Consider the following 15,065-nt stretch of genomic DNA (forward strand, 5'->3'; position numbering starts at 1 on the left):
TGGCGGTATGGGCGATGGGTACTTCGATGACGGGGACCTGATCCGGGCGGTCGGCCGGGAGGGAGTGCTGATCGCGGCCGGGGGCGCCGCGTCACTCCTGCAGACCGCCCACCCGAAGATCGCGCAGGGCGTGTACGACCACAGCTACACCGCTCGGGACCCGCTGGGCCGGCTGCGCGGCACGATGCAGTGGGTGTACGCCGTGGAGTTCGGCACGCGGGAGGAGGCGGAGCGGCTGAGCTCGATCGTCCGCCGGATGCACGCCGGCGTGACCGGCGAGGACTATCGGGCCGACGACCCGGAGCTGCAGGTCTGGGTCGCCGCCACGCTCTTCGCCACCTCCGTCCACGCGTACCGGCTGCTCTTCCGGGAGCTCACCCGCGAGGAGCTCGAGACCTTCTACGAGCAGAACAAGCTCTTCGCGACGATCCTCGGCTGCCCGTACGAGATGATGCCGACGTCGTACGGGGAGTTCCGGGACTACTACGCGCGGACGCTCGCCTCGCTGCGGATCAACGACGCGTCGCGGGCGATCGCGCACCAGGTGATGCATCCCCGGCTGCCGGGCGGCCGGCTGAACGAGCCCGGCCTCGCGGCCATCCGCCTGCTCACGGCGGGGCTCATGCCGGATCCGATCAGGCGGCAGTACGGCTGGCGGTGGGACCGCGCCCGGCGCGTCCGCTTCCACCTGCTCGTCCGGTCGCTGCGGCTCGTCTACCCGCGGCTGCCGCTCCCGGTCCGCACGCTGCCGCGCGACTACTACCTGCACGAGCTGCGCCGCAGACTCGCCGGGCGTGTGAGTACCTGTTGACTTCCTGAGTGATGCGGGGGCGATCCTTTTCATCGCGAAGCGTCACTGTGCACCCTTCGGCGAAGGTTTTCCATGCCGGCTAACGGGTTGCGTATTCAGTCGCTGACGCTGATCCCCTTATTGAACTCTGCGGCGAACGGGGTGGCCGGATTTTTGGCCGGGCGGTGCGTGCACGCACCGCCCGGCCGGAGATCGATTTGCTGTCAACGCACCTGATACGACGAACAGACACCCAATTCTCGAGCCATACTTCGCTCCCAGCTTCTGAAAAGAAGCGCTTTCACGGTAACGGCCTGAGCGAGTGGTCGGCAGTAGCGAATCGGCAAGATCACGTAACGTCCCGGGAAAGGAATTTTGGTGGGTCCAGGGGCACCGGTAAGGGCTACGAGGCAATTACCGAGACCGCGTCTGCAGGACGCGGCCGTTGTTGCGGCCGGCTCGGCATCGTGACCCATCGCGCAACGTCGCAGACGTGGCTGCGCCTGGTCTCGATGGCGTCGTCGGGTATTCGCGACCGTGCAAATATCTGACCCGTCGCTGCATATAAGGCCCACTCTTCCCGGGTGGGCAGGGTGTATGGCAACTTCGGAATGTTGCCTCGCCCGTGCGTGATTCACCTCTTTTGTGAAGTAATATTCGTTACCTAAACATTAATTGAGTGATGCGCTTTGTGAAAGTCGGGCGGGTATCTACATCGCGCCATTGTCGGGCAATCAACGTAGCCTGATTTCGATTCGATGTGGGTGTCCAAATTGATTCATTACAAGAAAGAAAGGCCGGTCGGCGCCTGGTCTGGGCGACGCCATGTTGTCATGGCCGCGGCCTCGGCTTTCAGCGGCATGACCGTCGCCGTGCTATCGATGGGTCCGGCCGAGGCGGCACGTACGATTCCGGCGGTCTCTCCGGCCCTGCGTTTCGGCGTCGACCCGCTGTGCGACGGCGAGCATGCCGACCTCGCTCTGAACTGTTTGGAGGGGGCCGCCGCAGAAGTCCACAATGAGCTGGGCCGCGCCCAACACGGGGGCGGTGGGGCGAAAGCGATAATCAAGGACGTCCGGGCGAGGCGAGGTCCTCGGGGCCCTCGAGGTCGGCGCGGAGCAACCGGACCCACGGGCCCGACAGGGGCTACCGGGGCAACCGGCGCGACTGGACCCACGGGCCCCAGCGGAGCGACCGGGGCGACCGGAGCCACAGGTCCCACTGGAGCGACTGGGGCGACCGGCGCTGGACCGACGGGCCCCAGCGGAGCGACCGGGGCCACCGGGGCGACAGGCCCGACAGGGGCTACTGGACCGACGGGCGCTAGCGGGGCCACCGGGGCGACGGGCCCGACAGGGGCTACCGGCGCGACCGGCGCGACTGGACCGACGGGCCCCAGCGGAGCGGCCGGGGCGACCGGAGCCACAGGCCCGACCGGGGCGACTGGAGCCACTGGACCGACCGGGGCGACTGGGGCCACTGGACCGACGGGCCCCAGCGGAGCGACCGGGGCGACTGGCCCGACCGGGCCGACTGGGGCGACCGGACCGACAGGCGCGACCGGGGCGACCGGGCCCACGGGCCCGACCGGACCCACCGGCCCGACCGGAGCGACCGGTGCGACGGGGCCCACCGGGCCGGCGAAGTGCATCGACACGACGGTGCAGGGAAATTCGAAGTTCGTGCTGATCACCAGCAACAACCAGGTTCTAGGGCAAGAAGTCGTACTGACTCCGTCGCCCACGCCGGTGGGGCCGTTCGCGCCCGTCTCGAGCTTCGTCGGTACCAGCGCGGACTGCGTGTCAGCGACGACCATGGGCAACCAGATCCTCGTCACGGTGCGCACCACCAGCGGCTCGGTCCTCGAGTCGGAGTGCACGGCCAACCCGTCGGGGACCTTCCCGACTGCCTGCACGACTCCGATCGTGCTCGCCGCGGGACCCCTTCAGAGGTCCCGTCTTCATGGGGCGGCGGCCGCCGCGCCACCACTCCGGGCACCGCAATCGCCTGCGGCCCAGATGCCGCCGTCGACCGCAGGCCGGATGGCCGCGACGTCCGAACGAAGGAACTGGAGGCTGCGCCGAAACCGCTGAGCGCCTGCCTGCGCGGTGATGTCCTGGGCGCCCTCGGGCGGCGCCCAGGACGACCCGATCAGGCGCGATGACGCCGTGGGCGGCTTGGCCGCCCTGCCGTTGAGTGACTGAGACGCGCGTAGGGGGCGGGACCGGTCGGCCCCGCCCCCGACGCGACGGTCACTCGCCGGACCAGTTGGGCGCGCGCTTCTCGGCGAAGGCGGCGGCGCCCTCCATCGCGTCCTTGGACGCGAACACGGGGATGATGATCTCGCCCTGCCGGGCGAACTGCTCGTCGCTCGCCCAGTCGCGGGACTCGACGATGACGCGCTTGGTGGCGGCCAGGGCCAGGGGGGCGTTCGCCGCGACCTTGGCGGCCAGCTCCTTGGCGGCCTGCAGGGCCTGCCCGGGCTCGGTGACCCGATTGACCAGGCCGAGCTCGGCCAGCCGCGCGGCCGGGTAGTGGTCGCCGGTCAGCGCGATCTCCAGTGCGACGTGGTACGGGATCCGCTGCGGCAGCCGGAGCAGACCGCCCGCGCCGGCGACCAGGCCGCGCTTGACCTCCGGCAGCCCGAACTTCGACTCGGAGGACGCGACGATCATGTCGCAGGACAGTGCGAGCTCGAAGCCGCCCGCCAGGGCGTACCCCTCGACGGCGGCGATGATCGGCTTGGTCGGGGGCCGCTCGGTGATGCCGCCGAAGCCGCGGCCCCCTTTGGTCGGATCGTCACCGGTGAGGAACCCCTTGAGGTCCATGCCGGCGCTGAAGGTGCCGCCGGCGCCGGTGAGGACGTACGCGGAGACGTCCTTGCGGGCGTCGAACTCCTCGATCGCACTCGCGATGCCCTGGGCGACCGCGCCGTTGACGGCGTTCCTCGCCTCGGGCCGGTTGATCGTGATGACGGCGACGCCGCCGTCCACCTCGGTCAGGACCGCATCCGACATCGTCAGGACCTCACTTGGGCTGGAAGCGGATGCCGCCGTCGAAGCGGATGACTTCGGCGTTCACGTAGTCGTTCTCGACCAGGGAACGGACGAGGTGGGCGAACTCCGACGGCCGGCCCATGCGCTTGGGGAAGACGACCGGCGCGACGAGCTTCTTCTTGAACTCCTCGGCCGCATCGCCCTCGCCGTAGATCGGCGTGTCGATGATGCCCGGGCAGATGGTGTTGACGCGGACGCCGATGGCGGCCAGGTCGCGGGCGGCGGGCACGGTCATGCCGACGATGCCGCCCTTGGAGGAGGAGTAGGCGATCTGACCGGTCTGCCCTTCCAGAGCGGCGACCGAGGCGGTGTTGATGACGACGCCGCGGCTGCCGAACTCGTCCACCGGCTCGGTCTTGGCGATCGCGGCGGCACCGAGCCGCAGGCCGTTGAACGTACCGATCAGGTTGACCTCGATGACCTTCTTGTACGAGGCGAGGTCGTGGGGGGAGCCGTCCCGGTTCACGGTTCGTGTCGCCCAGCCGATGCCGGCGCTGTTCACCACGACGCGCAGCGGCGCGCCGGTGGCGACGGCCGCGTCGACGGCGGCCTGCACCTGCTGCTCGTCGGAGACGTCGACCTTGACGAAGACACCGCCGATCTCGTCGGCGATGGCCTTGCCCTTCTGCTCGTTGAGGTCGGCCACGACCACCTTGGCGCCGTGCGCCGCCAGGTCCCGCGCGGTCGCCTCACCGAGTCCGCTCGCGCCGCCCGTGACGATGGCGGCAACTCCGTTTACGTCCATAAGCAGGAGGCTACAGGAGAGACCAGAATCAGATTCGGGTGACGTTACTCACGCGTATCAAAATTCTTTCCCAGGGCCGGATCTCCTACTGATTCTCCACTTGAACGGAGGGCGGATGGCCGTTCCACGTGGCGAACAGTGAGGAGGTGGTCTCGCCCTTCGTGAAGTCCACCCGCAGCCACCCGGGCGCGTGCCAGGTCCGTACCTCCCACCCGGCGGCCGGTGTGGCGGAGACCAGCCGCGCCGACGTCGCGCCCATCGACAGCACGACCTGGCCGCCGTCGAGCGTGTAGCTGCGCGTGTCGGCGTGCGACGACGGGGAGGGCCTCGTACTCGACCGCGATGGCGTGGGACGTACGGTCCGCTTCGGCGTCGCCCGTACGGTGGGGCTCGGCTCCGCCGGAGAGGGCGGCGCGGTCGAGGTGGCCGACGACTCCGGCACGTGGTCGACGACCGAGCGCGCGGGCGGCGGCCCGAACACCGCGTTGTGCAGGACCGGGCGCGCGCCGAACCAGACCAGCAGCACCGCCAGTGAGGTCGCACCACCCCAGGCGGCCACGTACGTCATCGCCCGTCGCACCGCCCCATGGTGCCGCAATCGCCGTAGTTTGTTGCTATTTCGGCGCTTCTGCCGTGTCAGGGCTCTAAGGTGCCGGGCATGGCGAATGTGCTCGTGGTGGAGGACGACCAGTTCGTACGGTCGGCGCTGATCCGTGAGCTCACCGAGCGGGCCCACGTCGTCCGCAGCGCGGGCACCGCGCTGGACGCCCTGCGCGAGGTGACCCGCGCGGCGCCGGACGTCGTCGTCCTGGACCTGGGCCTGCCCGACCTCGACGGCGCGGAGGCGCTGAAGATGCTGCGCGGCGTGTCCGACGTCCCGGTCATCGTGGCGACCGCACGCGACGACGAGACCGAGATCGTACGGCTGCTGAACGCCGGAGCCGACGACTACCTGATCAAACCGTTCTCCGGCGAACACCTCAGCGCCCGTCTCGCCGCGGTGCTCCGGCGTTCCAAGCCGCCGTCCCAGGGGCGGCTGTGCGAGGTCGGCGGCCTCCGGGTCGACCTGGACCGGCGCGAGGCGTACCTCGACGACGTGCTCCTCGACCTGACACGCCGGGAGTTCGACCTGCTCGCCCACCTCGCGTCCCGCCCCGGCCACGTCGTCTCCCGCCGGGAGCTGCTCGCCGAGGTCTGGCAGCAGCCGTACGGCGACGACCAGACGATCGACGTGCACCTGTCCTGGCTGCGCCGCAAGCTCGGCGAGACGGCGTCCCGCCCGCGCTACCTGCACACGGTGCGTGGCGTGGGCGTCAAACTGATGGCGCCGCCGTGAGACGCTCCCTCGCGCTCGTGTCGGCGGCCGTCACGTCGATGGTCGCGCTGGCGTTCCTCATCCCGCTCGCGCTCATGGTCAAGGAGATCGCCCGGGACCGCGCACTCGCCGACGCCGAACGTCAGGCAGGGTCGCTCGCCCCGGCACTGGCCATCACGACCGACCGGACCGAGCTCGAACGCGCCGTCGCCAGCACGCAGGCTGGCGCGTCGGGCCGGATGGCGATCCACGTCCCCGCCGGGAGCCCGGCCGCGAACACGCCCGGCGACCTACCCCGTACGGGAACGGGGAAGGCGCCGCGTACGGGAACGGGGAAGGCGCCGCGTACGGGAGCGGGCGACGTACCGGGTACGGGAGCGGGGAAGGCGCCGCGTACGGGAGCGGGCGACGTACCGGGTACGGGAACGGGGAAGACGCCGCGTACGAGAGCAGGGAACGCATCGCGTACGGACACGGGGAACGAGCCGCGTACGAGAGTGGGGAAGACGCCGCGGACGGACACGGGCGACGCACCGCGTACGGGAGCGGGGGACGCGCCCCGCACGGGAGCGGCTGACGCACCGGGTACGGGAGTGGGGGGCCCGGCGACCGGGGGAGCGCGCGGGGCCGGGAGCACGGTGGGGACGTCGCATGCGCGGCAGGGCGACCTGGCGACCGCGACCGCGCGCGGCCGGGCCTTCTCCGCGCCCGCGCCCGGCGGTTACGTGCTGCTGCAGCCGGTCGCGCTGGACCAGGACCGCACGGCGATCGTCGAGGTGTACCTGCCCCGCCAGGACCTGGCGCGGGGAGTGCGGGCCGCCTGGATCACGCTCACCCTCGTGGCGGCCGTGCTCGTCGCCGGGTCCGTCGTCGTCGCGGACCGTCTCGGCTCCCGCGTGGTCGGCTCCGCACGGACCCTGGCCCGGGCCGCGACCGCGCTCGGCGGCGGTGATCTGCGTACCCGCATCGACCCGCAGGGACCGCCGGAACTGCGCGAGGCCGGCCGCGCGTTCAACACGATGGCCGACCGGGTCGAACAACTCCTCGCTGCCGAACGCGAACTGATCGCCGACCTCTCCCACCGCCTGCGCACCCCGCTCACCGCCATGCGGCTCAACGCGGCGGCGCTCGGCCCGGAACCCGCGGCCGAGCAGACGCGGCTCGCCGTCGCGCGCCTCGAGGAGGAGGTCGACAAGATCATCCGGTCGGCGCGCAAGCCGAAGGAGACGTCCCGCTGCGACGCCGCCGAGGTGCTCCGCGACCGGATGGCCTTCTGGTCCGCACTGGCCGAGGACCAGGAACGCGACTGCGAGCTGATCGGCGCGGAGCAATCAGTCGCCGTTCCGGTGCCGCGCGCCGAGCTGAGCGCCGTGCTGGACTCGCTCCTGGGCAACGTGTTCCGGCACACCCCGGAGGGCACGGCGTTCGCGGTGACCCTTCACGCGGGCGCCGGGCTGGTCGGCATCCTCGTCGCCGACGCGGGCCCGGGGATCACCGACCCCGAGGCTGCGCTGCGCCGGGGATCCAGCGGCGGCGGTTCCACCGGCCTGGGGCTCGACATCGCGCGCCGCATGGCCGAGGCGATCGGCGGCGACGTGCGGATCGACCGCTCGGCGCTCGGCGGGGCACAGGTCCAGATCTGGCTCCCCACAACCCCGAAACGACCCCGCCGGGGCCGGCGGTCGTAGGGGCTGCTTCATGAGCCTGTTGTCCGGCCGGGCCACGAACGGGCCTTGTGAAATAGCCCTTGGCGTCCGGGGTTGCTCCGCGCGGTGTGACCGCTGCCGGCGCGGCTCGTGAAACAGCCATTGGCGTCCAGCGTCGCTCCGCGCGGTGTGACCGCTGCCGGCACCGCTGAAACAGGCCCGAGTGTCCGGTGCTGCTCAGCGCGGCGTGGCCGCCGTCGGGTGGAAGGCCGGGCCGTGGCCCGGGACCACGACGTCGGCCAAGGCGAGGAGCCGGGCGCGGCCCGTGTGCAGGGCGTCGAGGTCGGTGGCGTAGTTGTCCCCGACCGACGCCGCGGTGTTCCACAGATGCGTGAACGCGACGAGGCCCTCCGGCGTGCCGACGAGCGTGGTGATGTCCTCCGGGGTGTGGCCGGGAGTACGGATGAGACGGACGGATGGGCTCAGCTCGTACCCATCGGCGTCCCGGTCCTCCCAGACATCGCCCTGGTAGATCGCCCAGTGATCGTGGAACCGGGCGGCCGGGAACAGCGCGGCGTTAAGGGTGTGATCCGGATGATGGTGGCTGAACACCACGTCGGTCACGTCGCCCGGCTCCACGCCCAGGGCCCGCAACGGGTCGAGGATCAGGCTCCGATCACGGACCATCCCGGGGTCGGTCACCACCAGCCGGTCCCCGTCCCGGACGAAGCCGACAGTGCTGGCCACGGTGCCGCCGACGTACCCGGTGTGCAGCAGGGCGTAGGTCGCGCTCGACTCGCGCGGACGATCGCTCATGGCCGCAGTATCCGCCGCGATGATCGTCGCCGCGAGCCGTTCGACGACCGGATGGGGCCAGGACTCCGGCCGGTCCGCCTTCGGCGACCGCGGCGACCGCGGCGGCCGAGCGTCTCATCGGGGCCGTCATCCGGGCGTCCGCCTGGCAGCAGGGCCGTCACCCGGGGCATCCGTCTGTTACCAGGGCACCACCCCGGCGTCCTCGAAGAAGCCGCCGGTCGGGCCGTCGTCGGCCAGGGTCGCGAGCCGGATCGCGATCGCCGCGCCCTGTTCGGGGGTGCGGACGCCGCGGTGGCCGTTGAGGTCGGTCGCGCAGAAGCCGGGGCAGGCGGCGTTGATCAGGATGTTCGTGTCGCGCAGTTCCTTGGCGTACTGGACGGTGACGGCGTTGAGGAACGTCTTCGACGGCGAGTACGCGGCCGAGATCGGGCCCGTCGCGAGGGGGTCGTCGGTATTGGACTGCCGGGTGAGGGAGCCGACGCCGCTGGACATGTTCACGATCCGCGGCGACGCCGAGCGGCGCAGCAGCGGCAGCATCGCGTTCGTGACGCGGATGACGCCGATCACGTTGGTCTCCACCACCGTCCGCATGGTCGCGGGGTCGACGCTGGTCGGCTCCTGCGGCATGCCGCCGGTCACGCCGGCGTTGTTGACGAGCACGTCGAGCCGGCCGGCGCGCTCCTCGACCAGCCTGGCGGCGGCGGTCACGCTCGCGTCGTCGGTCACGTCGAGCGGTACCCCGAACGCGTCGACGCCGGCCGCGCGCAGCTTCTCCACGGCGGCTTCCCGGCGCTCCTCGTCCCGGGCGCCGACGCCGACGCTCCAGCCGAGCGCGCCCAGGCCGACCGCGATCTCGTATCCGATTCCCTTGTTCGCGCCGGTGACCAGCGCGATCGTCTGTTCGCTCATGCATTTGATCCTGTCCGCGTCTCGGTGAGGGCTCCAACACCGCTTGGGTAACCGGCGATACCTCACCGGTATCACCGCAGGTCATCGCCTTTTCTCGTCGCCCCCGGTACAGCGTTGCGCTCCGGTTCTCCGTCACCCCGTGCAGCGTTGCGTCGCCCGTTCTCCGTCCCTCCGGTACAGCGCTGCGTCGCCGTTCTCCGTCACCCCCGTATAGCGTTCCGCCGCTGGCTTCCCCATCACCCCGTAACGCGCTCGGCCGCTGGTTTCTCCGCCGCCCTGACCTCGCTGCGCTGCTGGCTTTCGGGGGCGCGGCACGGGTCGTCCCGCCGGGTACCGTGGCGGCATGGAGACGCGGGAGTTGCGGTACTTCGTCGCCGTCGCCGAGGAGCTGCACTTCGGGCGGGCCGCGCAGCGACTCGGGATCGCGCAGCCGCCGCTGTCGCGGGCGATCCAGCAGCTCGAACGGCGGCTCGGGGTGGCGCTGCTGGAACGCAACAGCCGCGCCGTCACACTGACCGAGGCCGGGTCGGTGCTGCTGCGCGAGGGCCGGGCGGCCCTCGACGCGGTCGACGCCGCCGACCGCCGTACCCGCCGCGCTGCCCTCGCCGCGACCGGCGAACCCGGCCTGGTCCTCGTCACGAAGGCCGGGGCGTCCAGCGAACTGCTGTCGAAGCTGCTCGACACGTACGCCGCCGAGCCCGGCGCGGTCACCGTCGACGTGCTCCTGTGCGGGCCCGGCGAGCAGGAGCGGCTGCTGCGCGACGGGCGGGCCGACGTCGCGCTGCTGCACCGGCCGTTCGACTCGACGGTCGGGTTCGACACCGAGGAGCTGTGCACGGAGGGGCAGGTCGTGATCCTGCCGGCCGGGCACGACCTCGCCGGCCGGGCCCACCTGCGGATGACCGACGTCACCGCGCTGCCCGGTCTGCCGATGCCCCGCTGGCCCAACCCCGACGGCACGTACCCGGACGGTCCCGGTCCGCAGGTCCGGGACCATGCGCAGCTGGTCCAGCTGATCGCGCTCGGCCGGGCTTCGGCGGTCCTGCCGGAGAACTGCCGGGTCCATCTGCGCCGCGACGTCGCCGCTGTCCCGGTGCTGGACGCGCCGAGGGTGACGACGGTGATCGCGTGGCCGCCGCACAGCCGATCCCAGGCCCTCGCCGGGCTGGTCCGAGCCGCGACCCGCCTCTAGGACGGGCACGTGCGTCCGTGATCGGAACCGGACCATCGAGCGGAGCCTCGGTCCGGAGTCGGTGAACCGAGCGGGGCCAAGGTCTGGGATCTGGTGAACCTGGCGGGGCCAAGGTCTGGGATCCGGGGAACCTGGCGGAGCGTCGGTCGGGGTCCGAAGAACCCGGCGCGCCCAAGGCCCGGGGTCCGAGGAACCTGGCGGGGCCAAGGTCCGGGGAACCCGGCGGAGCCAAGGTCTGGGGTCCGGTGAACTGGGCGGAGCCTCGGTCTGGGATCGCGGGAACCGGGCGGAGCGCTGATCGTTGATCACCATATGGCGCTGAAAGAGCTCTATCCGGCGATCGATCCGTATGACTCGGGTCTGCTCGAGGTCGGGGACGGCAACCGGATCCACTGGGAGGTCTGCGGGAACCCCGCCGGGAAGCCCGCGGTCTTCCTGCACGGCGGTCCCGGCGGCGGACTCCTGCCCTGGTTCCGCCGCTTCTTCGATCCGGAGGCCTACCGGATCGTGCTCTTCGACCAGCGCAACTGCGGTGCCAGCCGGCCGAGCGCCGGGGACCCGCGGGTCTCGCTGGAGCACAATACGACTCCGCACCTGATCTCCGACATGGAACGGCTCCGCGAGCATCTGTCCATCGACCGCTGGCTGGTCTTCGGGGGAAGCTGGGGCAGTACCCTCGCCCTCGCCTACGCCCAGGCCCACCCCGACCGCGTCACCGAACTCGTGCTGCGGGGCATCTACCTCATCCGCCCGTCCGACGAGGCATGGTCGTTCACGTCGACGGGCGCCGCCAAGCTCTTTCCCGCCGAGTGGGAGGCGTTCCGCGACGCGATCCCCGTCGCCGAGCGAGACGACCTGTTCGCGGCGTACGGCCGCCGCATCGGCGACCCGGACCCCGCGGTGCACCTTCGCGCGGCCCGTACCTGGATGGCCTGGGAAATGTCGGCCAACACGCTGCTCCCCGTCGAGCCGCCGGCCCTCGACGACGACGCCGTCCTCGCCGCCGCCCGCATCCTGCATCACTACGTCGGCAACGGCGGCTTCCACCCCGAAGGTGGTCTGCTGGCGGGCATCGCTCGCATCCGGCACATTCCCGCCGTGATCGTCAATGGCCGCTACGACATCAAGACCCCTCCCGATCAGGCATGGGAGCTGCATCGGGCCTGGCCCGAGGCCGAGTTCCACATCGTCGAGGACGCGGGCCACGGCAGCACGGAGCCCGGGACCCGTCACCTACTGATCGACGCCACCGACCGCTTCCGTCCCTGAAGCCCCCGCGGAAGGACCTGGCGGTGCCGGATCGGCCACGCCGGGGGCGGCAGTCTTAGGCGCTTTTCAGCCGCCCCTTAAGGGCGCCTTAACGGCGGCCGCCGAGGGGTTCCACGGCCGTACGTTGGCACCGCCCTGCAGGCGCACGACCGTAGACCCCCGCTTCCCTGGAGGCACCCCCTCATGAGTCCACACCCCACGCGACGGCGGCGGACGAAGCTGCCGATCGTCCTCGGCCTCGCGGCCGTCCTGGGCGTCGGCGGCGTCGCCCTCGCGACCGGCGGTACGAGCACCGGTGGCCTCACCGCGGCCACCGGATCGGCCGACACCGCATCGGTCAAGGCCGCGTTCCGTTCCGTCTCATCGTGGGACTCCGGCTACACCGGTCAGTACACGCTGACCAACACCGGCACCGACACCGTGCACGGCTGGGACCTGTCCTTCGACCTTCCGGCCGGTGCCAAGATGACCAGCCTGTGGAACGGCGTCTCCCACCAGGACGGCAGCCACGTCACGGTCAAGAACGAGTCCTGGAACGGCGACATCGGACCAGGCCAGGCCCGGCAGGTCGGGTTCACGGTGGACGGCAAGGCCGCGTCGCCGACCGCCTGCAAGGTGAACGGAGACTCCTGCTCGGGCGGCGGCGCCCCCGCACCCTCGCCCACGCCGACCAAGACGCCGCCCACGACGGAACCTCCGACGAGCAACCCTCCGCCGTCCTCGTCCTCCGGCGGGTTCGCGCCGTACGTGGACGTGGGCCTCTACCCGCCGTACGACCTGCCCGGCGCGGCGTCGAAGACCGGCGTGAAGACGTTCAACCTGGCGTTCATCACGGCGGGCGGCGGGTGCACCCCGAAGTGGGGTGGCTCCCAGGCGCTCGGTGACAACGAGGTCGCCAAGAAGATCGACGCGCTGCGCGCGGCCGGCGGCGACGTCCGTGTCTCGTTCGGCGGCGCCAACGGCACCGAACTCGCCGGGGCCTGCGGTGACTCCGGCCAGCTCGCCTCCGCGTACAAGCAGGTCATCGACACGTTCAAGCTCAAGAAGGTCGACTTCGACGTCGAGGGCGCCGCCATCGCCGACCAGGCGGCCAACACCCGGCGCGCCCAGGCGATCGCGTCACTGCAGAAGCAGGTTTCGGGGCTGGAGGTGTCGTTCACGCTGCCGGTCCTGCCGTCCGGGCTCACCCAGGACGGCGTGAACCTGCTGAAGAGCGCCAAGCAGAACGGCGACTCGGTCTCGGCCGTCAACATCATGGCCATGGACTACGGCGACGGCCAGGCCCCGAACCCCAGCGGCAAGATGGGCGACTACGCCATCCAGGCGGCGACGTCCACCGAGACCCAGGTACGCGGCGCGCTGGGCGTGAGCGACGCGTGGAGCAAGATCGCCGTCACTCCGATGATCGGCGTGAACGACACGAACACCGAGGTGTTCACGGTCGCCGACGCCAAGAAGCTCGCGGCCTTCGCCAAGCAGAAGAACCTCGCCTGGCTCTCCATGTGGTCCGCCACCCGGGACAAGCCCTGCCCCGGCGGTCCCCAGCAGTGGGCGAGCGCGACCTGCAGCAGCATCGCCCAGAACGAGGGCGACTTCGCCAAGACCTTCAACGGCTGATCCTCTGAGCTCCCCGCTCACGTGGCGGGCCGTGCGGCGCGGCACGGCCCGCCACGTCATGCGTACGGGTGGACTAGGCGGTCATCCCCGGCCCGTCCGCACCGGCTCGCCTGGCGGCAGCGCCCGATCAGGGGGCCATCGCCGCCCGTAGGCACTCGCGATGCGCTCGGGCCGTGGCCATCAGCCCGTCCAGCGCGTCCCGGGTCCGGATGAGCTCGGTGATGTGCTCGGAGAGCCGGTCCCGTTCCTGCGCCATCCGCTCCAGCGCGGCGTCGGAATTCTCCTCGCTGGGCGAATCGACGCACGGGAGCAGTTCGGTGATCGTGCGGCTGGACAGACCCGCGGCGTACAACCGCTGGATGAACGTGACCCGCTCGACGTCGTGCTCTGTGTAATGCCGCTGCCCGCTGGCGCTGCGAGTGCTGGTGAGCAGCCCCTGCTCTTCGTAGTAGCGCAAGGACCGGACGCTGACTCCGGCCCGTGACGCGAGCTCCCCGATGCGCACGTCGCCTCCCGTTGTGAACCACGACACAAAGCTTGCCTCTGACGTCAATGTCAGGTTCTAGCGTAACCGCCGTACCCGAGATCCGGGTGCCACGGATCACGAAGGAGCCCCGACGTGACGACCCTTTTCAGCAACTATCGGCTCGGCGACCTGACGCTGCCCAATCGGGTGGTGATGGCCCCGATGACACGGGTACGGGCCGCCGCCGGCGGTCTGGCGACGCCGTCGATGGCGACGTACTACGCCCAGCGGGCGACGGCCGGCCTGATCGTGTCCGAGGGCGTGCAGCCGAGTCCGATCGGGCAGTCCAGCCCGGGTACGCCGGGGCTGCACACCGATGAGCAGGTCGCCGCATGGCGCCCCGTGACCGCCGCCGTGCACTCCAACGGCGGGCGGATCTTCGCCCAGCTCATGCACGGCGGACGGGTCTCGCACCCCGACACCATCGGCGTACGGCCGGTCGGCCCCTCGGCCGTCCCCGCCGTCGGCGACGTGTTCACCCCGACCGGACTCCGGCCCGCACCGACGCCACGCGCCCTGGACACCGCCGAGATCCCGGAGCACGCCCGGTCGTACGCCGAGGCCGCCCGCCGTGCCGTCGACGCCGGCTTCGACGGGGTGGAGCTGCACGGCGCCAACGGCTACCTGATCTCGCAGTTCCTCTCATCGAACGCCAATCTGCGCACGGACGGCTACGGGGGCTCGGTGAGCAACCGGATCCGGTTCGCCGTCGAAGCGGTGTCCGCGACCGTCGAGGCCGTCGGCGGGGCCAGGACCGGGATCCGCCTCTCCCCGGGCGCGACGTTCTGGGGCGTCGAGGAGAGCGACGTCCCCGAGCTCTACACCGCCCTGCTGACCGAACTGGCCCGCCTGAATCTCGCCTACGTCCATCTCGAGGCCACCGCCGACGAAGAGGTGCTGGTCGGCCTGCGCCGTGCGTGGCCGGGGACCCTCGTCATGAACCCGACGCTCCCGATGGGACCGAAGCAGGCCGGACGGGACGACGCCGACCACTGGCTCGGGCTGGGAGCCGACCTCATCAGCTTCGGCCGAGCCTTCATCGCAAATCCCGACCTGGTCGAACGGCTGCGCACCGGGCTCCCGCTCGCCCCCGTCGACGAGGCCACGTACTACCAGGGCGGCGACGCGGGCTACCTGACCTACCCGGCGTACCAGCACGCCGCCTGAAACGGTGACGACGACCT

General features: G+C 71.1%; 13 protein-coding genes. 7 read left to right on the top strand and 6 right to left on the bottom strand.

Annotated features, from left to right (window positions below; translation table 11 throughout):
- The first annotated feature begins 7 nt into the window (after window positions 1–7).
- On the top strand, window positions 8–811 hold the full coding sequence (locus tag ACQP2O_RS04140; RefSeq protein ID WP_433180030.1) for an oxygenase MpaB family protein: 804 nt from the start codon (window positions 8–10) through the stop codon (window positions 809–811).
- Between the two features lie 2,231 nt (window positions 812–3,042).
- On the opposite strand, the gene ACQP2O_RS04145 is transcribed toward ACQP2O_RS04140, so the two are convergent.
- The 3 genes from ACQP2O_RS04145 to ACQP2O_RS04155 all read right to left on the bottom strand — a co-directional run bounded on the left by ACQP2O_RS04145 (window position 3,043) and on the right by ACQP2O_RS04155 (window position 5,171).
- Window positions 3,043–3,807: a crotonase/enoyl-CoA hydratase family protein gene (locus tag ACQP2O_RS04145; RefSeq protein WP_433180032.1), complete on the bottom strand. Its 765-nt coding sequence runs from the start codon at window positions 3,805–3,807 to the stop codon at window positions 3,043–3,045.
- Between the two features lie 10 nt (window positions 3,808–3,817).
- Window positions 3,818–4,591 carry an SDR family NAD(P)-dependent oxidoreductase gene (locus ACQP2O_RS04150; RefSeq protein ID WP_360887611.1) on the bottom strand — a complete coding sequence of 258 codons (774 nt, stop codon included), beginning with the start codon at window positions 4,589–4,591 and terminating at the stop codon, window positions 3,818–3,820.
- An 85-nt stretch (window positions 4,592–4,676) separates the two neighbouring features.
- On the bottom strand, window positions 4,677–5,171 hold the full coding sequence (locus ACQP2O_RS04155) for a hypothetical protein (protein ID WP_433180033.1): 495 nt from the start codon (window positions 5,169–5,171) through the stop codon (window positions 4,677–4,679).
- Window positions 5,172–5,249: 78 nt separating this feature from the next.
- Between ACQP2O_RS04155 and ACQP2O_RS04160 the strand changes: the two genes are divergently transcribed.
- Both ACQP2O_RS04160 and ACQP2O_RS04165 read left to right on the top strand, forming a co-directional pair.
- Window positions 5,250–5,927, top strand: a complete 678-nt coding sequence (locus tag ACQP2O_RS04160) for a response regulator transcription factor (RefSeq protein ID WP_433180035.1) — start codon at window positions 5,250–5,252, stop codon at window positions 5,925–5,927.
- On the top strand, window positions 5,924–7,594 hold the full coding sequence (locus ACQP2O_RS04165) for an ATP-binding protein (protein ID WP_433180037.1): 1,671 nt from the start codon (window positions 5,924–5,926) through the stop codon (window positions 7,592–7,594). Before ACQP2O_RS04160 ends, ACQP2O_RS04165 begins: the two co-directional genes overlap by 4 nt.
- A gap of 195 nt (window positions 7,595–7,789) precedes the next feature.
- Here the strand turns inward: ACQP2O_RS04165 and ACQP2O_RS04170 are convergent, their stop codons facing one another.
- Both ACQP2O_RS04170 and ACQP2O_RS04175 read right to left on the bottom strand, forming a co-directional pair.
- The gene (locus ACQP2O_RS04170) at window positions 7,790–8,368 is read right to left on the bottom strand and encodes an MBL fold metallo-hydrolase (protein WP_433180039.1); all 579 of its coding nucleotides are present in this window, start codon (window positions 8,366–8,368) and stop codon (window positions 7,790–7,792) included.
- Between the two features lie 177 nt (window positions 8,369–8,545).
- A complete protein-coding gene (locus tag ACQP2O_RS04175; protein WP_433180040.1) occupies window positions 8,546–9,277 on the bottom strand; it encodes an SDR family oxidoreductase in 732 nt (243 codons plus the stop codon).
- Between the two features lie 343 nt (window positions 9,278–9,620).
- Here ACQP2O_RS04175 and ACQP2O_RS04180 point away from each other — a divergent pair, with 343 nt between their 5' ends.
- The 3 genes from ACQP2O_RS04180 (at window position 9,621) to ACQP2O_RS04190 (ending at window position 13,355) form a co-directional block, all read left to right on the top strand.
- A complete protein-coding gene (locus ACQP2O_RS04180) occupies window positions 9,621–10,469 on the top strand; it encodes a LysR family transcriptional regulator (protein ID WP_433180042.1) in 849 nt (282 codons plus the stop codon).
- A gap of 318 nt (window positions 10,470–10,787) precedes the next feature.
- Window positions 10,788–11,738: a prolyl aminopeptidase gene (pip, locus tag ACQP2O_RS04185; protein ID WP_433190924.1), complete on the top strand. Its 951-nt coding sequence runs from the start codon at window positions 10,788–10,790 to the stop codon at window positions 11,736–11,738.
- 183 nt (window positions 11,739–11,921) lie between these two features.
- Entirely contained in the window at window positions 11,922–13,355 is a 1,434-nt protein-coding gene (locus tag ACQP2O_RS04190) for a glycoside hydrolase family 18 protein (protein ID WP_433180044.1), read from the top strand.
- Between the two features lie 127 nt (window positions 13,356–13,482).
- Here ACQP2O_RS04190 and ACQP2O_RS04195 read toward each other — a convergent pair whose 3' ends face one another.
- Window positions 13,483–13,860 (bottom strand): MerR family transcriptional regulator, encoded by a 378-nt coding sequence (locus ACQP2O_RS04195; protein ID WP_433180045.1) that lies wholly within the window; start codon window positions 13,858–13,860, stop codon window positions 13,483–13,485.
- A gap of 114 nt (window positions 13,861–13,974) precedes the next feature.
- On the opposite strand from ACQP2O_RS04195, the gene ACQP2O_RS04200 reads away from it, so the two are divergent.
- Window positions 13,975–15,048, top strand: coding sequence for an alkene reductase (locus tag ACQP2O_RS04200; RefSeq protein WP_433180047.1), 1,074 nt, complete (start codon window positions 13,975–13,977; stop codon window positions 15,046–15,048).
- Window positions 15,049–15,065 lie beyond the last annotated feature (17 nt).

It is taken from the genome of Actinoallomurus sp. CA-150999, assembly GCF_050942425.1.
Lineage (GTDB): Bacteria > Actinomycetota > Actinomycetes > Streptosporangiales > Streptosporangiaceae > Actinoallomurus.